At 45.0% G+C, this 20,960-nt stretch carries 18 protein-coding genes; 11 read left to right on the top strand and 7 right to left on the bottom strand.

Annotation, left to right across the window (positions count from 1 at the left end; genetic code table 11):
- Window positions 1-223: 223 nt before the first annotated feature.
- The 3 genes from AHMF7616_RS16710 to AHMF7616_RS16700 form a co-directional block, all read right to left on the bottom strand.
- A complete protein-coding gene (locus tag AHMF7616_RS16710; protein WP_115373919.1) occupies window positions 224-1,180 on the bottom strand; it encodes a nitrilase family protein in 957 nt (318 codons plus the stop codon).
- Between the two features lie 103 nt (window positions 1,181-1,283).
- Window positions 1,284-1,628 carry a hypothetical protein gene (locus AHMF7616_RS16705; protein WP_115373918.1) on the bottom strand — a complete coding sequence of 115 codons (345 nt, stop codon included), beginning with the start codon at window positions 1,626-1,628 and terminating at the stop codon, window positions 1,284-1,286.
- A 15-nt stretch (window positions 1,629-1,643) separates the two neighbouring features.
- Entirely contained in the window at window positions 1,644-2,972 is a 1,329-nt protein-coding gene (locus tag AHMF7616_RS16700) for an inositol-3-phosphate synthase (RefSeq protein ID WP_115373917.1), read from the bottom strand.
- Window positions 2,973-3,364: 392 nt separating this feature from the next.
- Here AHMF7616_RS16700 and AHMF7616_RS16695 point away from each other — a divergent pair, with 392 nt between their 5' ends.
- Window positions 3,365-5,395 carry a TonB-dependent receptor gene (locus AHMF7616_RS16695; RefSeq protein WP_115373916.1) on the top strand — a complete coding sequence of 677 codons (2,031 nt, stop codon included), beginning with the start codon at window positions 3,365-3,367 and terminating at the stop codon, window positions 5,393-5,395.
- Entirely contained in the window at window positions 5,392-5,808 is a 417-nt protein-coding gene (locus AHMF7616_RS16690; RefSeq protein WP_115373915.1) for a hypothetical protein, read from the top strand. The genes AHMF7616_RS16695 and AHMF7616_RS16690 overlap by 4 nt, the downstream gene beginning before the upstream one ends.
- Window positions 5,809-6,631: 823 nt before the next feature.
- Here AHMF7616_RS16690 and AHMF7616_RS16685 read toward each other — a convergent pair.
- The gene (locus tag AHMF7616_RS16685) at window positions 6,632-7,234 is read right to left on the bottom strand and encodes a histidine phosphatase family protein (protein WP_115373914.1); all 603 of its coding nucleotides are present in this window, start codon (window positions 7,232-7,234) and stop codon (window positions 6,632-6,634) included.
- Window positions 7,235-7,661: 427 nt separating this feature from the next.
- Between AHMF7616_RS16685 and AHMF7616_RS16680 the strand changes: the two genes are divergently transcribed.
- The 3 genes from AHMF7616_RS16680 to AHMF7616_RS26465 all read left to right on the top strand — a co-directional run bounded on the left by AHMF7616_RS16680 (window position 7,662) and on the right by AHMF7616_RS26465 (window position 10,735).
- Window positions 7,662-8,768, top strand: coding sequence for a polysaccharide pyruvyl transferase family protein (locus AHMF7616_RS16680; RefSeq protein WP_199474254.1), 1,107 nt, complete (start codon window positions 7,662-7,664; stop codon window positions 8,766-8,768).
- On the top strand, window positions 8,765-10,150 hold the full coding sequence (locus AHMF7616_RS16675) for a Coenzyme F420 hydrogenase/dehydrogenase, beta subunit C-terminal domain (protein WP_199474253.1): 1,386 nt from the start codon (window positions 8,765-8,767) through the stop codon (window positions 10,148-10,150). The genes AHMF7616_RS16680 and AHMF7616_RS16675 overlap by 4 nt, the downstream gene beginning before the upstream one ends.
- A gap of 417 nt (window positions 10,151-10,567) precedes the next feature.
- Window positions 10,568-10,735 carry a hypothetical protein gene (locus AHMF7616_RS26465; protein ID WP_158546191.1) on the top strand — a complete coding sequence of 56 codons (168 nt, stop codon included), beginning with the start codon at window positions 10,568-10,570 and terminating at the stop codon, window positions 10,733-10,735.
- Between the two features lie 110 nt (window positions 10,736-10,845).
- Here AHMF7616_RS26465 and AHMF7616_RS16670 read toward each other — a convergent pair whose 3' ends face one another.
- Window positions 10,846-11,772: a glycosyltransferase family 9 protein gene (locus AHMF7616_RS16670; RefSeq protein ID WP_115373913.1), complete on the bottom strand. Its 927-nt coding sequence runs from the start codon at window positions 11,770-11,772 to the stop codon at window positions 10,846-10,848.
- A 196-nt stretch (window positions 11,773-11,968) separates the two neighbouring features.
- On the bottom strand, window positions 11,969-12,853 hold the full coding sequence (locus tag AHMF7616_RS16665; protein ID WP_115373912.1) for a glycoside hydrolase 5 family protein: 885 nt from the start codon (window positions 12,851-12,853) through the stop codon (window positions 11,969-11,971).
- Between the two features lie 372 nt (window positions 12,854-13,225).
- Here AHMF7616_RS16665 and AHMF7616_RS16660 point away from each other — a divergent pair, with 372 nt between their 5' ends.
- Entirely contained in the window at window positions 13,226-13,546 is a 321-nt protein-coding gene (locus AHMF7616_RS16660) for a DMT family transporter (RefSeq protein WP_115373911.1), read from the top strand.
- Between the two features lie 238 nt (window positions 13,547-13,784).
- Here AHMF7616_RS16660 and AHMF7616_RS16655 read toward each other — a convergent pair whose 3' ends face one another.
- Window positions 13,785-14,987 carry a THUMP-like domain-containing protein gene (locus AHMF7616_RS16655; protein ID WP_115373910.1) on the bottom strand — a complete coding sequence of 401 codons (1,203 nt, stop codon included), beginning with the start codon at window positions 14,985-14,987 and terminating at the stop codon, window positions 13,785-13,787.
- Between the two features lie 327 nt (window positions 14,988-15,314).
- Here AHMF7616_RS16655 and ahcY point away from each other — a divergent pair, with 327 nt between their 5' ends.
- The 5 genes from ahcY (at window position 15,315) to AHMF7616_RS16625 (ending at window position 20,875) form a co-directional block, all read left to right on the top strand.
- A complete protein-coding gene (ahcY, locus tag AHMF7616_RS16650) occupies window positions 15,315-16,622 on the top strand; it encodes an adenosylhomocysteinase (RefSeq protein ID WP_115373909.1) in 1,308 nt (435 codons plus the stop codon).
- A 230-nt stretch (window positions 16,623-16,852) separates the two neighbouring features.
- Window positions 16,853-17,605, top strand: a complete 753-nt coding sequence (locus AHMF7616_RS16645) for a glycosyltransferase family 2 protein (protein WP_115373908.1) — start codon at window positions 16,853-16,855, stop codon at window positions 17,603-17,605.
- Window positions 17,602-18,627, top strand: a complete 1,026-nt coding sequence (locus AHMF7616_RS16640) for a glycosyltransferase family 9 protein (protein ID WP_115373907.1) — start codon at window positions 17,602-17,604, stop codon at window positions 18,625-18,627. Before AHMF7616_RS16645 ends, AHMF7616_RS16640 begins: the two co-directional genes overlap by 4 nt.
- Before the next feature lie 123 nt (window positions 18,628-18,750).
- Complete coding sequence (locus AHMF7616_RS16635) at window positions 18,751-20,025, top strand: O-antigen ligase family protein (RefSeq protein ID WP_115373906.1); 1,275 nt, start codon at window positions 18,751-18,753, stop codon at window positions 20,023-20,025.
- 244 nt (window positions 20,026-20,269) lie between these two features.
- Entirely contained in the window at window positions 20,270-20,875 is a 606-nt protein-coding gene (locus AHMF7616_RS16625) for a sigma-70 family RNA polymerase sigma factor (RefSeq protein ID WP_115373904.1), read from the top strand.
- Window positions 20,876-20,960 lie beyond the last annotated feature (85 nt).

Below are 20,960 nucleotides of genomic sequence, written 5' to 3'. Positions count from 1 at the left end.
ATCGAGGAGGAGTTAACGATTAAAAATTTAAAAAAACAAGAATTTAGAATATACTGGTTATACGACGTAGTGGTTCGTTTTTAGTAAGTCGTTGTTCGATAAACACCTTATCCAAATTCAATTGCTTTGCTCCGTATGTTTTCGCATGAATGGTTTGCAAGTACTTACTAGATTTATATAGAGTTCGTTTTTGGTAAAAATCCATACCAACCAGACAGAAAAATTATTTGCTATCCGCTTGTAACCACACTACTTTTTGCTCCGGTTGGTGTTCCTGGCCAATAATAGTACGGTACAAATCCGGACGGCGGGCTTTCAGGTACCGGGCGCCGCCGGCTTGTTCTAGTTTTTCGGGGGTAAGCGTAGCTATTTGTATTTCGTTGCCTAACTGGCGGCATTCCGCAATTACATCGCCAAACGGATCCAGAATCATGGAGCAGCCGTTTTTTAGCTGATCGGCATCCATACCAATGGGATTCGAGAAAACGGCGTAAATAGCATTGTCGTACGCCCGGGCGGGTAACCACTTCATGAGCCAGCCGCGCCCTTTCAGGCCATCAAATTCCAGGCGCAGCGAGGTTGGGTCGTTTTCGCGGTTTTCCCACAAGGCCGGGTCTACGAAGCCGGCACCGGGTCGCGTAGAAGGCGTACACATGGTAACATGGGGCATAAAAATAATATCGGCCCCCAGCAGTTTGGTAGCCCGTACATTTTCGATAACGTTATTGTCGTAGCAAATTAAGATACCGCATTTCCAGCCCAGCAAATCAAAAACGCAGTAACGGTTGCCAGGCGTGATGTGCGGATTAATAAAAGGATGCAGTTTGTGGTATTTAGCTACTAAACCGTTCGCATCCACGCAAACGTAGGCTTTGTAAATTTTGCCTTCCTGGTCTTTTTCGAATAAGCCAGCCATTACGGCTATCCGGTATTGAGTAGCTATTTCGGTTAGTTTCTGAATACTCGGGCCATCCGGAACAAATTCCGCTAAGTCGAGCATTTGCTCCCGGGATAAGTTCCGGGCGTGGGTGTAACCCGTAATGGAACATTCATGAAAACTAACTACCTGGGCGCCTTGCGCCGCGGCTTGCCGGCTTAGATCTTCAATAATGCTTAAATTGTAGGCTTTATCGCCGCTTTTATTCTCGAACTGCGCCGTGGCTACTTTTAGTTTTTCCATTTTGTGCCGCTACTAAATAGGGAGTATGTTTTAAATTACCGGTTGTATGTTTTGCAAGAAGTAGCAATTAAGCAAATAATATAAGCTGGCGACAACCAAAAATTTAAAAAAATGTTTGATTAAGCCGGGATTCTTGGCTTGAATTTAAAAATAAAGACAATCGGTAATAATTATTCTGGATTATTTCTTGAAGGCTTTCCCATTGATTAGCAGCGAAGACAATGCCCTTAGGCGTTGTTGTTGGTGAAGACACCAACAACGGCATCAGTCTAACGGCATCAATCTGGTTAGCGCCATTGTTGGTGTCTTCACCAACGATTTGCGTGCCCGCCCAAATGCCATTTAGTGTTTTTTGCAAAAGCTTTAACCCTGTATCTATTTCGTCAGCAAACAAACTGAAACAAAAAGTGCCGGCTTTACAACCGGCACTTTCATTTATGATATACACAGAAATAACACTAGGCTACAACGACGCTTCTACTAAATCCTGATCAAAATCCTGACCCATATGGGTGATTATTTCTTCGCCCATTAGCTGGCGCAAGGTGTTTTGCAGTACTATTAACTGCTTAAAAATATCGTGTTCCGGGTGCAAGCCGGTTTCGGTTTGCGGCGATTTAAAGTAAAAAGACAACCATTCCTGCACCCCCGACATGCCCGAGCGCTTCGCTAAATCGCTGAATAAAGCTAAATCCAAAACCAAGGGCGCGGCCAAAATAGAATCGCGGCACAAAAAGTTAATTTTAATTTGCATGGAGTAACCCAGCCAACCAAAAATATCAATGTTATCCCAGCTTTCTTTGTTGTCGCCGGCCGGCGGGTAATAGTTAATGCGTACTTTGTGGTAAATTTCGCCGTACAGTTCCGGGTTAGATTCGGGCTGCAAAATATCTTCGAGTACGCTCAGCTTCGAAACTTCCTTGGTTTTAAAATTATCCGGATGATCCAGCACGTAACCATCGCGGTTACCCAGAATATTAGACGAAAACCAGCCTTTTACGCCTAAAGCCCGCGCCTGCAAGCCCGGCGCCAGAATGGTTTTCATTAAGGTTTGGCCGGTTTTAAAATCTTTTCCGCCAATGGGCGTGTCGGTTTGTTTGGCCAGTTGCATTAAAGCGGGTATATCGCAGGTTAAGTTGGGCGCACCGTTCATAAAAGGTACTCCCAGCTTTAAAGCCGCATACGCATAAATCATAGAAGGGGCAATGGCCGGATCATTGTTGCGCAAACCGGCTTCAAAGCTCTCGAGGGTTTGGTGTACTGCCGATGGCTCTAAATAAATTTCGGTGGAGCCACACCACACAATTACCACGCGGGAGCAATCATTGGCTTCTTTAAAATTTTCAATGTCGTCCATCACGGCCTTGGCTAAATCGGCTTTGGTGGCGGCTTGCTTAATATTATCGCCGTGCAGGTTCGCAATATACGATTGATCAAACACCGCTTTCATGGGCTTAATAGCTTCCAGTTCGGCGCGTACGGCGTGCAGCAACATCGGCTCCAGCACTTTAGCGTTCATAGCGGCTTCAAACACATTATCTTGGTACACATCCCAACCACCAAAAACAATATCGTGCAGGTCGGCAAGCGGTACAAAATCTTTGATTTTAGGATTCCGGTTTTCTGATTTTTTTCCTAAGCGAATGTTACCCATTTGGGTTAAAGAGCCAACTGGTTGCGCCAGATTTTTTTTCACGGCTTCTACCCCGGCAATAAGGGTAGTGGCTACGGCACCTAACCCTGGTGTTAATATACCAAGCTTTCCTGTTGCTTTTTCTATGGTATTATGCATGTAAATTGTCTTTAATGATGTAAATAGTAGACTATTAAAAAAGCTTTGAAAACAGGAATATAGCTAAAATGTTACAGTATCAAACCTGTTTACCTTATTTAAATATGACAATGGAGCAATTACCGGTATTAATTAATAGCGTTTGCGCGTAAAACTTACTCTTACTAAAAAGTATTTTATTAAAAATAAAAGCTTCTAATTTATTTCTTTCATTTAAGTATTTATTTGCCTTTACAAATAGCCGGAACTTAAACAAATCTTTTTAGTAATTAAACCTAGTGTTTTTATCTAAATTGCCTTATTACGAAAAAGGGCCAGCTTATTCGTATGTAGCCTGCCCGCAGCTGTAGTAAAATTTAAAAAACTGTGCCGGGTGCCTAAGTTTAACAAACGTGATTAAAAAAAGCCTGTTTCAAATTTTATTTTTATTGTTGGTAGGTAGCGTTTACGGGCAAACAACCGATAGTATGCGCACGCACGCCTTAGCGGGTGTAACCATAACGACTTACCAAGAAAAACCAGCCCAACAAACGGCTTTGCTTATTACTACTTTGGCCCTGGATAGTTTAAGTAAATTCGGCAACTACAACCTCACCGACTTAATAGCCCGTACCCCGGGCGTAACGATGTTGAGCACGGGCGTAGCCATTGCCAAGCCGGTTATCCGGGGATTGTACGGGAACCGCGTGGTGGTGTTGCTTTCCGGGTTAAAGTTTGATAACCAGCAATGGCAGGAAGAACACGGATTAGGGCTGTCGGATATGGGATTACAAAAAGTGGAACTCGTGAAAGGGCCCTTATCGGTGTTGTATGGCACGGAAGCCATGGGCGGCGTGATTAATTTAATCGAAGAAAATGCACCGGCCAACGGTATCCGCGAAAGCGAAGTAGCCTTACGGGTAAACAGCAATACGGGCGGTGGGTTGCTGCAAGGCGGCTACAAGGTTAACAATGGAGACAACTGGTTCCGGGTGCGGGTAGGTGTCGAGAACAACGCCGATTACCAGGACGGCCATCACCAGCGCGTGTTAAACAGCCGGTTCGACGGCTATTACCTGAAATCTACGTACGGTTTCCGGAAGAAAAACTGGGTTTCGACGAATAATCTGATGAGCTCTTTTAACCGTTTTGGCTTTATTTTTAACGATGTATACACCTTTATTCAGCCGGACAAACGCTGGAGCCGGCATCTGAATGAAAATCCGGCGCATTTAGTTTTACTCAATACCATTTCCTCGGACAACGATATTTTTTTAAATAATTCCAAACTAAACGTAAATGTGGGGGTGCAATCCAATAAACGGCTGGAGAACGAAGGGGGCGGCGCCATTAGCTTAAACATGCATTTGCTTACGGTGCAATACCTTCTTAAATGGGAAAAAGAATTATCTGCTAAAACTAAGCTGATTCTTTCTAACTTAGGTTCCCTGGAAGATAATACCAATTACGGGGCCCGGAAGATTGTGCCGGATGCCCGGATGCAGGAAAGTAATGTATCGGGGTACCTGGAAACCAACTGGCACCAAAAAGTAATTTGGGAAAACGGCCTGGGCGTTGGGCAGAAATACATCAAAACGTATTTCACGGCATCGGTGAATGGCCCCGACAAAGAAATCCACCCTTTTTCTAAATTTTCGCCGTATTACAATGCTTTTACCGGTTTAAGTTTGCTGCCCACCACTAATCTGCATTTTAAATTAAACGCCAGTACCGGGGTACGTATTCCTAACCTGGCCGAGCTTTCGTCGGATGGTTTACACGAAGGCGTTTTTACTTACGAGATTGGCAATCCGGATTTAAAAAATGAGCAAAATTTAGCCTTTAACGGCCACGCCGAGTTAAATACGCAAGCGGTTACTTTTTGGGTGAGCCCGTTTTACAACCATTTTTTTAATTTTATTTCCTTAAACCCAACTACCGAAGAATGGTTTGGGTTTCCGGTGTACCGCTACCAACAGCAAAATGTAAATCAATACGGCGGGGAAGCAGCGTTGCAAATAAAAGCTTCTCCTAAACTCTCGGTGGGTTCCACGGTTTCCGGTATGATCAGTAAAACCAAGGCAGGGGATTACACGCCCTTTATTCCGGCCACTAAAATAACGCCTAATCTGCATTATACCTTTGAGCTGCCGCAAAACCGCGCTTTGCAGGTATTTACCACCGTAGATTATAACTTTAAGCAAAGCAAAGTGGCGCCTTACGAAATTGCTACTCCGGCCTATAATTTATGGAATGCCGGTTTTAGTACGGTAATTTCACAGCAACAAGGCACCTGGCAATTCACGCTTACCGGTAATAATTTACTAAACCGGGCTTACTACGATCATTTGTCGCGGTTTAAGTATTTTGGTTTGCTAAATATGGGCCGTAACATTACTTTTCAGCTGAAATACACTTTAACCAATAAATTAAATAAGCTATGAAATTTGCTAAACCGTTGTTGTTCCTTTTATTAATCGGCCTTACTTTATTTACTGTAACTTCCTGCGAAAAAGACGAAGGCAAACTGCCCGATATCAGCTTTAAAACCGGGGGTAACTATATATCGTCAGATGTTACGTTGCCGGCGGGTAGCGCCATAATTATTGGTATAAATGCCGCCAAAACCGAAGACAAAGACGTGCTGAAAAAGTTTAACGTTTCGAAAGCCATTAACGGTGGAGCGCCGGCATCGGTGTTTAGCAAAGATTTATCGGGCAGTGAAGGCGATCAGTATTCTACTGATTATACCGCCACCCTCGAAACGACTCCGGGCCAGGTCGATCAGTTTATTTTTACCGTTACGAATCGGGATGGCCTTACCAACCAGGTAGCCGTAAAAATTACTATTCAGTAGCAGTGCAGCAGGATGGTTTGTTTAACTTGGCTGAAGCCTTTGGAGCCTTTTCCAGTCTCCAGACATTGGTGCTATCTAGGTTGACAAGCAGCCAGTATGCCTCGTGGCCGGCGGGCCTTAACCCCTCCCCCTGACGGGACCTCCCCTAAAAACAGGGGAGGAGATGAAGTTGTTGCTTCATTCTTTCCTTCCTCGCTCCGCTGCGGAATGTGGCTCTTCGCCACACCGGAACCAAAGGTTCGCAGAACCCAGAAGGCTCTCCTGAGCCAAACTAGTGTCAGTTATGCTTAGCTACTGCTTTTCGAGCGCACTTGGTATAAAATAAGAGTAGGAAGACAATATTTAATGATACACCCAATCACGAGAATCATCAACATTTAACTTCTTAATTTCAGTTTCTGATTTTAACATAGCCTGATAGAAGTTATCTCGTTAAATGAGGCAGTACTACTTTAAAAGAGGTAAAAACGGTAGCTAAGAGCAGTTGACACTAGTTTGGCTCAGGAGAGCCTTCTGGGTTCTGCGAACCTTTGGTTCCGGTGCCGAGGTACGAGGCATTCCGCAGTGCAACGAGGAAGGAAAGAATGAAGCAACAGTGGCATCTCCTCCCCTGTTTTTAGGGGAGGTCCCGTCAGGGGGAGGGGTTAAGGCCCGCCGGTGCCGGCAAACTGGAAGCTAACAAATTCGATAGCACCAATGCCTAAAGACTTAAAAAGTTCCAAAGAAGTACCCGGATAGGGCTTTTTATTCTAAAGTATTTAAAGTGGTGTATTAGATACCAATACCCTACAAATTAAAAACTATCAAGATTTAATCGAGTAAATTAAAGCTGGATTTCGCCGGTATCGTTTATAACTAAAATCTTAGCCGTTTCCGGAAAAATTTGAACTACGCTTACCGAAGCCGGACTAATCTCCACGCGCTGAAACAGATCCAGGTGAATGCCGGCGTAATAAGCCAGCGCCGCTTTTATTAAATCGGAATGGCTCACAATGGCAATGGTTTGTTGATGGTGTTTCTGATATAATTTCTCAATGCCGGTAATTACGCGGGTTTGGGCTTCCAGCATCATTTCGCCGCCGGGTATGCGCGTATTACTCCGGAAAGTATTAAAGTTTTTAAATGTCGGATTGGTTTGTAACTCCTCGAAGCTAGCGTTGGTCCAATCGCCAAAATTTATTTCTAAAAAATCTTCCGAAATTAGGGTTTCTAATTGGTGCGATTGCGCTACTGGTTCGGCCGTTTCCACGGCGCGTTCCAGGGGGCTGCTGTAAATAGCCGCAAGTGGTACGTGGGTGAGCCGCAAAGCTAATTCCTGGGCTTGTTGGCGGCCGGTCGCGTTTAAAGGAACACCGGGCAAACGGCCCGAAAGGCGCTTGCCTACCGAGTCGGTAAGGGCGTGACGAATAAGGAGAAGGTTAATCATGAAGTTTAATTGCGGCTTGAGTATCTATTCGTTTTTGAGCTTATACTAATCAAATTGTAACCACAAGTAACGGCTCCGGCTTATAGATTACTTATTTTAAATAGTGCCTTATAACGGAACTATCCTCAACTCCGTTTTAAATTCTTTTTCGCCGGGGCAGTTTATCATCCCAACGAAATCCGGTAATTTGCCAAGTAGTTGTTAAATTGCTGGGGCAATTATAAAAGTGAACCAGCTTTATAACTCTATTTCATGAGCTACCCTGCTGATTTTATTTTAAGGTTGTTTAGAACCTAAACGGCCTTTATCCCGTTCGGTTGAACCGAAACCCGTAACCGGTTTATGCTGAATTTTAATTTTTAAAAATTTAGCAAGCTGATGGGGTATACTATACTGATTAATTATTGACACTTTTCCGAAAGATACATTGGAGCATACAAAAAAAGATATTTTAAAAATCGGCGTGCTTACTTTTCACCGCTGCATTAATTACGGAAGCTACTGGCAAGCGCGTTGTTTAACCGAAGGTTTACAGGCCCGCGGCCACCAGGTAGAAATTCTGGACCACGATTCCGATAGAGTAAACCAGGCCGAGTGGACCTGCGCTTTTCAGCCGGTATTGCCGACGCACGTACCTAAATCAGATTACCCCCAGTACCGCGAGAAAATTTTAAAATTTTTTCAGATTTTTAAAACCATGCCCTTGTCGCGGCGCTTTCAGCTGGATAACCCGGCCGAAATGGATAACTACGATGTAGTAGTGGTGGGCAGCGACGAGGTTTGGAATTTATCGCACCCGTGGTTTGGCGGCTGTTCTATTTTTTACGGCGATAACGTACGAGCTAAGCGGTTGATTTCCTACGCCGCTAGTTTTGGTAATTACGACGCTACCTGGGGCATGGACCCCACCTGGGCCGAAAAGTTGCGCAACTTCGATCAAATTTCGGTGCGCGATGCCAACTCGCAGGAAATAGTAAATAATGCCTTAGGCTTTGAGCCCGAAATGGTGCTGGACCCTTGCCTGCAATTCCCAGTAACGCCCGATGATCGCAGTTTAAGTAATCTGCCAAAGTCGTACCTGGCCGTTTACGGGCATAATTTTTCCGAGTCTTTCGCCCGCGAAATTCAGAACTATGCCCGAACCAAAAACTTACCGCTCATCAGCATTGGGTACCGCAACGATTTTGCTGACGAACAATGGCTCACTGCCGACCCGCACGATTTCGCGCATTTTATGGCAAAAGCCGAAGCGGTAGCCACTAACTTTTTCCACGGTTGTGTTTTTGCTTTGCGCAACGCCCGTCCTTTTGTCTGCGAAACTACGCCTTACCGCCGCTATAAACTGCAAGGTTTAATGGCCAAAATCGGTGGTGAAAAACATCTAATTTTAGAAGGAACAACTTCTGAGGTTTTTGAAGCCCGTTTAAGCAAGCCTTTAAACCCCGAAATTACCGAAAGAATAAATTTGCTGCGGCAATCATCCCAAGCGTACCTGGACCGGGCGTTGAGTACTAAACAATTACAACCCGCATGAGCGCCTTAGTAAGTCCGCAGGAAATTGTGCGTTCTGGTTTGTGTATTGGTTGCGGCAGTTGCGTGGCGCAGGCCAAGGTGCCCGACGTGCAAATGAATTTTGATGATTACGGCCAGTTAAAACCTACCGGTGATAGCGCCTGGTTTAACCAGCGTTCGGTTAGTTTCACGCAAACCTGCCCGTTTTCGCCGGAAGCCAAAAACGAAGATGACTTAGCCGATCATTTATACCCGACCGCTGAACAGCAACACCCCAGTATTGGCCGTTTCGAGAAGGCGTACGTGGGGCACGTGGGCGAGGCCGATTTCCGGTTGCAAGGCAGCTCGGGTGGGATGGTTACCTGGGTGGCTACCGAGTTAATGCGGCAAGGTTTGATTGATGGTGTGGCGCACGTTATCGCCACCGAAGATCCGCAAACCAACGGCCGTTATTTCAAGTACCGCATTGCCCGCACCGAGGCAGAAGTCCGGGCGGGCGCCAAGTCGCGGTATTACCCCATTGAGTTATCCGAAATTTTAAAAATTATCCGCGAAGTACCGGGCCGGTACGCCGTGGTGGGCATTCCGTGCTTTATTAAGGCCGTACAATTGCTGCGCCGCGAAGATCCTGTTATCCGGGAGCGCATAAAATTTACTTTGGGGCTATTTTGCGGCCACATGAAAAGTGCCCGGTTCGTGGAAAGCTTTGCCTGGCAAATGAACGTGCCCGTAAACCAGGTAGAGCAAGTAGAATACCGCCTGAAAGACCATAACCACCCGGCCAACTGGTACAACGCCCAATTGACCCTGCGCAATGGCCAGAAAGTAAATCGTTTGTGGTGGCATTTAGCCGACGGCGACTGGGGGGCGGGTTTTTACATGAATTCCGCCTGTAACTACTGCGACGACGTAGTAGCCGAAACCGCCGATATTTCCTTCGGGGATGCCTGGGTAGAACCGTATTCTTCGGATGGCAAAGGTACGAACGTGGTAGTGGTACGCTCGCCCGTAATAGAACAACTAGTTGCTAACGCTATTCAGGAAAATAGATTAGAATTAAAAGCCGTAGACGCCGAATTTGTACACCAAACGCAGGCGGCTGGTTTCCGGCAACGACGCGAAGGTTTAGCTTACCGGCTTACCTGGCAGAAAAAAGGCGTGAAGCCCCGCAAACGCGTAGCTCCAGATGCGAAAACGCCCACCCGGCAGCGCAAACTTATTTATCGGACCCGGTATTACATTTCGGCGTGGAGCAATCGGGTTTTTAAATTCGCCCGCCAACTCCAAAAACCCCAGATTTACTACCGTTGGGCGCGCGTAGCCGCTGCCATTTACCATGGTCTGGCCTACCACCAGGGAAAGTTTAAAGAAATGTTTAAACGCCACAGCGAATTAAAAGGATAAAAAAAGCGGAGACCGAAAATCTCCGCTTTTTTGTTGGGTACAGCATTAGTTGCTGTATTTTCTTATTGGTAGAGCAACCAATCTTTAAATTTTTGTTCCGCTTTATCCTCGAACTACGTCAATGTTCCTTACGCAAACGAACATGAATTAACCCTTGAATTTGGATTTACTTATCCCAATTTACTGCGCTGGTGCGAGCTTGTAACTCGTACCTTCAATTGGTATAATTATAAAGTGGTGATTGAGAGACAATAGGTAATTTCCTAACTTTTGTATTCTAATTAGCTGATACTTTGCCAGTCGGGAGACTGGAATTTGTCGTTAAGCACAAGTGTCGCTTTGCTAAGACTTGCGCTAGGTTATTTGCCAGGGTAATTCTACCATAATAATTCTATAAGACTAACTAGAAAAGGTCGCTTGAGAAAGACAGTAGCTGAGCAAAAACAACAACAGTTTGGCTCAGGAGGGCCTTCTGGGTTCTGCGAACCTTTGGTTCCGGTGCACAGCATTGCGTGGTGGAGCGAGGAAAGGAAGAAAGAAGTAACAACTTCATCTCCTCCCCTGTTTTTAGGGGAGGTGCCGTAGGCGGAGGGGTTAAACGAGGCCCGCCGGCCACGAGGCAAAACTTGAAGCCAGCAAGCTAGATAGCACCCGAGCATGGAGACTTGAAAAGGCACCAAAGATTAACAATAAACTTAATTTTTATCTCTACTAACCTTACTTAACTCCTCCGAAACCCGATTAATAACCTCCTCCCAATTACCTAATTGCGTTTGCCGGAAAAGCCGCATGGTCGGATACCACGGACTATCTTCCCGATCCTCCATCCACCGCCAGTCGGCATTCACCCGCAATAAAGTCCAGACGGGTACGCCGAGGGCACCGGCCAAATGCGCCGGCATGGAATCAACGGTAATTAATAAATCCAAGCCTTTTAGTACTCGCGCGTAATCATACAAACCAAAGTTACCCGGATACTCCCCAAAGGCGCCGGTATAACCGGCTTCTGGCGCATTAGCTTGCAGCATGTAAAATTGAATATGCGATAAACTCGCCAAAGGCGCTAAAGCAGAAAACGGAATAGAACGGCTTTCATCCCAATCACCCGCCTTCCAAACCAATCCCACTTTTAACTTATCTGTTTCGGAAGGTAAGAGTAACGGTTTAACGTGCAAATAAGGCACCTGCGCCGGGAGGGTGGAGAGAGTAGTCCGGAAGTAATGCGGCAATTCCATGATTTCGATATCCGCATCGTATGCTACCTCGGGCGTGCCATCGTGCAGCGGCAAAAGCTGATCAATACCAGATACAGTTTCTAAAAGCGGGATAAGCGGTTCCTGGGCCCACACTATAACTTCAGCGGCAATTGCTTTTAACAAAGGCATGTACCGGATAAATTGGATGGTATCGCCCAGCCCGTGATAACAACGTACCAGAACCCGCTGGCCGGCTAAAGAGCCACCATCCCAGATGTATTGAAAATGCCGGGGCCAGTGCCAGCAAGGCTGACCGGCCCGGGCTTTCAAGTCCGCATCACTTTTTTTCCAGGCTTCGGCAAAGGCTCCCTGGCGCATGTGCTGCATCCACACGTCGGGCGCGTCTTCCTGAATTTGCTCGCTCATGAGGTAGTGGTTGGTTTTCGTTATTCGTTGTTAGTTATTCGTTTTTAGATGTGTAAGCTTTTATAGATCAATAGATTAATATAAATAATGCATTAAACTAATTTGGTCGAAGTACTTGAGCTTAAATTATCAATTGTTGAAATCTTATGGATCGAATAACTAACGACGAACAACTAATAACTACTTTTTTTAAATTTTAAGCGTAGCGGCGCATCATGGTTACGCAGAAATCGGCGAACTCTTCAATGTTTTGGGGCGGACTGGTATGGTGCGGCTGGATGCCTTTGGATTCGGGCGTAAAGCAGAACGTAACGGTTAAATCAAATTCTTCCAGTTTTTTCATCACGTGGTCAAACCACACGTCGGCGTTCGGGCGCAGCCAATCGGCCCAGCTTAAACCGGTGCGTAAATGCTTTACCCCTAGTTTCCGGAGCCAGTCAATGGCCTGGTCCAGGCGGTGATCTTCGAAATGGAACCACTGGCAAATGCCGAACTCCGGGGTATAATCCGAGAAATGTTTGAGCGCTAATTTAGGCGTGCCGTCTTCGCGCAATAAACCCATGTGAAAATGACGGTAATACGACGAACCTTCGGCTTCGCGGTGGCGGGTGGTAGCCTCCCAGGCTTGCGGTAAATCGTATAAACTATACCAATGCGCCCGCGGTACCCGGCCCATTAATAACTCGGCTGTCCGTTGCAAACCAAACTCCTGCACCTCTTCGGCGCCAAAACTGGAAATACCTACTTCGGTTGCCCACACGGGCAAATTGGTTACGGCTTCAATTTCGGCTATTTTGTTGGGCCACTCGTGGATCGACCACAAATTCCAATCCAACGGAAAGCCATGTACCGCTACGGCATTCAGGTCATCAAGGGCACCGTAGCTTTGCATGCGATTGATAAAACTAGGATCAATGGGCGAAATACCGCCCAGCACGCGCAGGATGCCCGGATTTTCGGCCTTAACGGCTTGAGCGGCTAATTTTACCATTTGGCCGTAGATCCGCCATTCCGGATCTATTTGCGGGTCCCAGTGTGATTTATTATTAGGTTCGTTCCAGAATTTTACTGCTTCAATCATTTTTTATTAATAGGTCTGTTTTATTGTCGGATAGCTGTACGAGGTACGGGCTAGTCAGTTTGGTGAGCGGCAAATATAATTTACTTTTTCAGGATTCCCGGATTTTTAAAATTCAGAGAATCTTAGCGGCACTTGTAAGGGAAGAAGTAATAATTTAAAAAAATAGAGCCTTTAAGTAAATTTATTGATTGTGGATTTGAGCGGTTTTTACAACTACCGGAGATAATCCGCGTGATAATTTTCGGGAGAAGAAAAAAAATTAACTTTTGTCTTATTAGGTAAAAAAGTATTTTTGTACCCGATAGGAGGAACGGCCTCCCCCACTTTGGGAATCATGTCTGGGACGGCCCAGCTTAACCAAAAGGAGGCTTTATGGCTTGGATTTACTTATTTATTGCCGGTTTATTAGAGGTGGTTTGGGCTTATTTCATGAAGCAGTCCGCCGGATTCACCCGCCTTGTTCCTTCCGTTATTACTATCGGTTCCATGTTCGCCAGTTTTGGCCTGCTTTCTATCGCTATGCGAACTTTACCACTGGGTTCCGCCTACACCATCTGGACCGGAATCGGAGCAATCGGGAGTTTTATTGTGGGTATTTTTATCCTGGGCGAAGCCGTTAATTTTACCCGGGTGTTAGCAGCGGTATTAATAATTGTGGGTCTGGTACTGATGAAACTCTCGTCTTCCAATTAACTTTTCTTTCTTACGCTTCCAGCCAGCGCAGATTTAATATTTTGAGTGTGAAGTCGAAATAATAAACTCTTTCAAGTAAAAATAAGAAGCTTCAACAACTTAGAAAAGTCGCGGTAGTTTGTGGGAAGGACAACGTAATATTTGTGCAGAAGGAGAGAGGAGGTTTATTAGGATCGGTTCAGCAATAAATTTTTCTTATTCTTTAAAACAAATTTTAAAATTTTTATAAATAATACGTTTAAGTTGCCGGGATAACTTTTTCACAAACCAGAATAATGGGTTTTTGATGTACATCAGTAGTAGCGAATAAATACTGATCACCCCCTTCCGGCAAACCTAGTTTTTTGCGGATTGCGGCCACGGAATCCGGAAAGTTACGTACCGTAATGTTAGCTTTTTTGGCGGCTAAATAGGGCAGAATAGCCTTTTTCTGGTATTTACAAACAGCTTGGCAGCTAAAAACCCGGCCCGGGAATTCAGGTAGTAATGTTTCGCTGGTGTATAAATGGCTGTTGCGGTGCAGTTTGTTTACATGGTATTGGTGCGCTACGCTTTTAAAACCGCCGGCTTTTAGAATGGCCGTGTTGGGTTCGTAAATAAAGGCTTGGGGTTCGGAGTAAGTAATCGTGGCGGTTTCCTCCTCGGTTTTTTTAAATTTTAAGGTTGCTTCTTCTTTGCTGGCGTGTAAGTTTACGGCTTTATAATCGGGTTCCGGCGGCGCATTTTTATCTAGCAGGTAAAGTACTTCTTTGCATTCATTATCTACCGCTACCACTATAATGCTACTTACCTGGCCTAACTGCTGCCGGGCTTGTTCAATATCCAGCATGGGCGAAGTTTTAAGCAAAACGTGATCGGCTTTCTGAAAAAGTAGGGGCAGTAACTGCAGTACATCTGGTTCGCAATCCGAGAGAAAATGGAGTTTCTGATTCGCCGATCCCCGTCGGGCAGGATCTAAATAAATGCAATCGGCTTTGCCAGTAAAATTTTTTAAAAAATCAGTGGCCAAACCAGCGTGAAATTGCATATTGGTTGCGCCCAGAACCGTAGCATTGTGCCTGGCGATAGCGGTAAGTTCGGGGTTTTGCTCCACGTAATGTACCTGCGCAAATTGCTGGGCAAAGTAAAAGCTGTCAATACCCAAGCCGCCGGTTAAATCAATTAAAACGCGCCCACGCCCCAGGTTAGCCTTGTAGCGGGCCGTTATTTCCGAAGAGCTTTGTTCTAAAGATAAAACAGGTGGGTAAATAATCTGCAAGTTCTGGTGCCAGAGCGGTAGCTTGTTTTTAACTTTTTGCCGGGCCTGAATGTAATGGACCAGGCGAGGAACCTCCAGGCCTTTAAACCGGTGTTGTTGCAGTAACAATTTGGCCGGATCGGCTTGGGCGTGTTCCTGTACAAATTCTTGTTCGGCACTCGTTAGTGGTTGTAAGTCCGGCATGTATCCCGTAGTAAGTAAAAATTTAAAAATTTAGCCATTGTTCACCTGCAAGCTTTTAATCTGGTGGTAATTGGCACTGGTGCGTTTAGGTTTAATATCCGGCTGGTTGCTGATTTTTAATACGGCTTAAACTATTTTCTTTGATTTCGGTTAAACCAGAATAAATGCGGCTCAACCGAACACTTTGTTCTTTAATTTGTTGTAAGCTAAACTTATTGTTTTCTTAATTACAGACAATGAGCTACTTCTGTACGAAAACATTACCCAGAAGGAGTTTTGCAGTTCATAAACCTATTCTGTAACTTTGCCATTCAAAACTATATAAAAATGATCGAAACCGCCCTTAACTACAAAGTTAAAGATATCTCACTCGCCGAGTGGGGTCGGAAAGAAATTAGATTAGCGGAAGCAGAAATGCCGGGCTTAATGGCCATCCGCGAAGAATTTGGTGCTTCTAAACCTTTAAAAGGAGCGCGCATTGCCGGTTGCTTGCACATGACTATTCAAACTGCGGTTTTAATTGAAACCCTGGTGGAGTTAGGTGCTGACGTAACCTGGTCTTCCTGCAACATTTTCTCTACCCAGGATCATGCCGCCGCTGCCGTGGCCGCCGCGGGTATTCCGGTGTTTGCCTGGAAAGGTATGAACGAAGAAGAATTTAACTGGTGCATTGAACAAACCTTGTTCTTTGGCGAAGAGCGTAAACCGTTAAACATGATTCTGGACGATGGTGGCGATTTAACCAACATGGTACTGGATCAATACCCCGAATTAGCCGCAGGTATCCGGGGAATTTCGGAAGAAACTACTACCGGCGTACACCGCTTATACGAGCGCGTGAAAAACGGTACCTTGCCCTTACCGGCTATTAACATTAACGACTCGGTAACCAAATCGAAATTTGATAACAAATACGGCTGTAAAGAATCTTTAGTAGACGCCATTCGTCGGGCTACCGACGTGATGATGGCCGGTAAAGTAGCCGTAGTGGCTGGTTACGGCGACGTAGGAAAGGGTTCGGCGGCTTCGTTACGGGGCGCTGGAGCCCGCGTAATTGTTACCGAAATCGACCCAATCTGTGCTTTACAAGCCGCTATGGATGGTTTTGCCGTGAAGAAAATGGCCGATGCCGTGCCGCAAGCGGATATTGTAGTAACCGCTACCGGTAACTGCGATATTATCCGGGAAGAACATTTCCGGGCTTTAAAAGACAAAGCCATTGTTTGTAATATTGGCCACTTCGATAATGAGATTGATATGGCTTGGTTAAACCAAAATTACGGACATACCAAAGACACCATTAAACCGCAGGTTGATTTATACAACATTGAAGGCAAAGACGTTATCGTGTTGGCCGAAGGTCGTTTAGTAAACTTAGGTTGCGCCACCGGTCACCCTTCTTTTGTAATGTCTAACTCTTTTACCAACCAAGTTCTGGCCCAGTTAGAATTATGGCAGAATGCGGCTAATTACGAAAACCAGGTGTATACTTTACCTAAGCACCTCGACGAAAAAGTAGCCCGTTTGCACTTAGCGAAAATTGGCGTGGAACTGGAAGAATTATCGGAGCACCAAGCGGCCTACATCGGCGTAGATCAGCAAGGACCGTTTAAACCCGAGTATTACCGTTACTAGCATTACGGATTTCTGCGGATTATTTCAGCTTCGCGGATTATCTTTGGCGTATATTTTTGAAGAGCCGGATTTTTGTCCGGCTCTTTTTATTTGGTGTTTATTTAGAAGAATGTACTTTAGAATAAGCATTTTGCTAAATACTACCTGCGTAAAAATTTAAAAATTCAGCATGCTATCGGGGAAAATCCGATATTCGTGCAGAATTTAAACCAGCCATAAGTTTTAGATAGATGCCCGTAAAGTTGTCGGTGGTAATCATTACGTTTAACGAGGCCCGCAACATTGGGCGCTGCCTGGAAAGCGTAGAAAAATTAGCCGACGATATTGTAGTAGTAGATTCGTACTCGACGGATAATACCGCCGAAATATGCGCGCAACATGGCGTACGGTTTGTTTCACGGGCTTTTACCGGCTACGTCGATCAAAAAAACTTTGCCAATAGCCAGGCTGCTTATCCGCATATTCTTTCTCTAGACGCCGATGAAGTAGTTAGTCCGGAACTCGAAAAATCAATCTTAACTATCAAAGCAAACTGGCAACTGGCTGGCTATTACTTGGTGCGGTTAACCAATTATTGCGGTTCCTGGATAAGGCACGGCGGCTGGTACCCCGATAAAAAGCTGCGCTTGTACAACCGCGAGCAAGGCCAATGGGCAGGTTTATTGTTACACGAAGTCTATCAGGTACAACCCAACCAGGCTACCGGTTTACTAAAAGGCGATTTACTGCATTATTCTTTTTATACCCTGGACGATCATCTGAAACAAATAGATCATTTTACCACCATTGCCTGCCAGGAGTTAAAGCTGAAAGGCAAAAAGCCGGGTTTATGGCCTATGCTGGTAAAGCCACCGTTTAAGTTTTTTCAGATGTATTTTTTAAAAATGGGCTGGCGCGATGGCTTTGCCGGGTTTTGCGTGGCAGTACTGTCGGGCTACGCGGTTTTTGTGAAGTACGCTAAATTATACTGGGCCCACCGATGAAGGACTTGAACGTTCCGGTTAAAACTATCCTGATCAGCCGGATTGACGCGATCGGGGATGTGGTGTTAACGTTACCGATGGCTGGTTGGTTGAAGCAACACGTACCCGGTGCCCGCGTGCTGTTTCTGGGGCGCAGCTACACGGCTCCCGTAGTAGCTTGCTGCCAGCACGTAGATCAATTTTTAAATTGGGATGACGTAAAAGAATTGCCAGTTGTCGAACAAATCCAATTTTTTAAAAATCAGCGAATTAGCAGCATCATTCACGTTTTTCCGAACAAGCAGATTGCGCAACTAGCTCGTAAAGCAGGCGTAAAACAACGTATTGGCACGCGCAACCGATGGTTTCACTGGTTTACGGTAAATTATTTAGTGACATTAAGTCGGCGCCACTCGCCTTACCACGAAAGCCAGTTAAATTTTGCTTTGCTCCGGCCTTTAGGTTTAAAAGTTATACCCACTTTGCCAGAAGTAACGGCATGCCTGGATTTTTCCGAAGTAGAAAATCTACCGGAAAAATGGCAAAAAATTTTAAAAAACAATAAGCCGCGTATTATTCTGCATCCTAAATCGCGCGGACACGGGCGGGAATGGGGTCTGGAACACTTTGGCGCGTTGGCCCGGGAATTACACCAGCAAGGCTGGCAGGTATTTATTTCCGGTTCTTCCCACGAACACGATTTGCTACGCTCCTGGCTGCAGCAAGTAGCGCCTTGGGTAACCGATATTACGGGTAAATTATCGTTGCCGGAGTTTATTTCTTTTATGAAAGCCTGTACGGGTTTAATAGCCTCGGGCACGGGGCCATTACACGTAGCGGCCGGCTTGGGAATTCATGCTTTAGGTTTATTTCCGCCCATCAAGCCCATGCACCCGGGGCGTTGGGCGCCACTGGGCCCGCAGGCAGAATACCTGGTTTTGCCGAAAGATTGCAGCGATTGCCGGAAGAATCCCGGGGCTTGCGTGTGCATTCAGCAGATTAGGGTAGCCGAGGTAGTTAGCCGGGTGCAGCAATGGCGCTGATCTACTGTTTTTCTCCGTGAATTTACTTGTTGGCCTCTTAACAAATGCAAGAATTTAAAAAAATGGTAAGCATTAATGCTTGGTATTAACAACTCTTTAAAAGAATTATTTTAATTAGGCCTTATGCAAAATCTTCTGGCAAACTTAAAAAATAATCGTTTTTCGGAAGTAAAAGCCCAAAATGGCCTGTTTCTTTTAAGCAGTTTATTGGTGGTTGGTTTGTTACTGTCGCGCGGGTTGCTGAGCATAACTCCTGTTGCTATGCTGCTGTGGGCGGGGTGGCAAATGCCTTTATCAAAAGGTTTAAACCAATTAAAGCAAAATACACCGGCACTACTGCTACTGGGTTTTTACGGGCTTTTTCTGCTGAGTACGTTATACACCCAAAATTGGGGGCAATGGCGTTATTATGTTACGCAGTACTTGCCATTTCTAACAATACCGGTAGCTTGGGGCCTGTTGCCCGGTTTGCGCCCCAAACAAAAATATGCGTTATTGTTGCTTTTTGTACTGCTGGTTGCATTGCTTTCGGTGGGCACGGTTATTCATTATTTTCTGCATCGCGCAGAAATTAACGCCATGATTTCTCATAGTCAAAATCCAACTAGTATTAATGGCATATCGCATATTTACTTTGGCGTGCTAATGGCGCTGGCCATTTTTTTTGGAATCCATATTTACCAGTCCTCCATTGTAATTCAGCACAAAGCCGAGAAAACTATTTTGTTAGTATGTGTTGGGCTTACTTTTCTTTGCTTACATATAATGGCCTTTCGCACCGGATTAATGGCTCTGTATGTGGCAATGCTGGTGTATCTTTTTGTGATCATTCGTAACTACAAGCAATATGTGCTGGGCAGTGCTTTACTCGCGCTTATGGTGTTAATACCTATTGGGGCTTATTTCACGCTGGAATCGGTGCGGTTGCGGGTAGCCAATACTCAGTACGATATAGCGCGTTACCTGCATCACGAGGATATTAATTATTATTCCATCTCGCAACGCTTAGCGGCCTGGGAAACGGCTTTAACCTTAATTGAACGAAACTGGTTGTTGGGGGTAGCCCCGGCTGATGTAAAAGTAGAATTGGACCGCCAATACGCGGTAAAAGATTTTGGCTTAAAAAAAGAGAATCAGATAGGCCTGCATAATCAATACCTGAACTTTCTGGTGAGTATGGGCGTGGGCGGACTGATTTTACTACTGTATACCTTCTTGTATCCGTTTATAAAATGTAATTGGCAACAGAACTTAGAAAGTACTGCTTTTTTAATTATTATCGCCACGGCCATGCTCGTAGAATCTTTTTTTCAAAGGCAGATTGGCCTCAATACTTTTGTTTTTTTCTACTGCTTTTTCTTTGCCAACCAGATAAATAAAGTAAGGACTCTTGCTTAGGCTATAGTAACCCAGTACTGATAAAATAAAAAATAGCCATTCTGATTGCTTTTACGTACAATCCGGCATTAAGCGTTTTTTACCGGAATGCTGATCACCGCCGGTTACGTAGCGTTTAATTTTAAAATTCTAGGTAACCGGAGTCCTATTTATTATATACAAGTAAAACGCTACGTTGCCTATTATCGTAACTTTGCGTATATGGTAGCTGTTACCATGTTTATTAACATTCAAATTAAGTTAAATGAGCGAGCAAAGAGGCAATCAACTAAGTAAACAAGAAAAAGATACCCGGTTCGAGGCAGAGTTACTGCCCATCATCGACCCGCTGTATAATTTTGCTTTTAGACTTACCTTAGACGAAGACGATGCCAATGACCTGGTTCAAGAGACCTATCTGAAGGCGTACCGGTTCTTCGATTATTTTGAACCCGGAACTAACGCCAAAGCCTGGCTGTTCCGGATACTTAAAAATTCTTTTATTAACGACTTCCGCAAGAAGAGTAAGCAACCGGCTAAGGTTGATTACAGCGAAGTAGAAGGCTATTATAATTCGGAAGGCTTAGATGGCGAGGGCGAAATTGCCACCACCTCGGATATGCGCTCCCAGAGTGTGCAGGAGTTAATCGGCGACGAGGTGGCCAGCGCGCTAAATTCTTTGCCCGTAGATTTTAGAACCGTGATTATTTTGTGCGACCTCGAAGGATTTACGTACGAAGAAATGGCCAAAATATTGGATATTCCCATTGGTACGGTTCGCTCCCGTTTACACCGGGCCCGGAATTTCCTGAAAGAAAAATTAGAAAAATACGCCCGTTCGATGGGGTATAACGGCGACGATGAAGAATAATTTAAAAAAAAATTAAAAAAATATATAAAGTTGTAAATTTTTATTTGGATTTTTTGTTACACAGGAAACAGGCCGCTAAATCGGT

Source organism: Adhaeribacter pallidiroseus, assembly GCF_003340495.1.
Lineage (GTDB): Bacteria > Bacteroidota > Bacteroidia > Cytophagales > Hymenobacteraceae > Adhaeribacter > Adhaeribacter pallidiroseus.
This window is presented reverse-complemented; position numbering and strand designations above follow the sequence as displayed.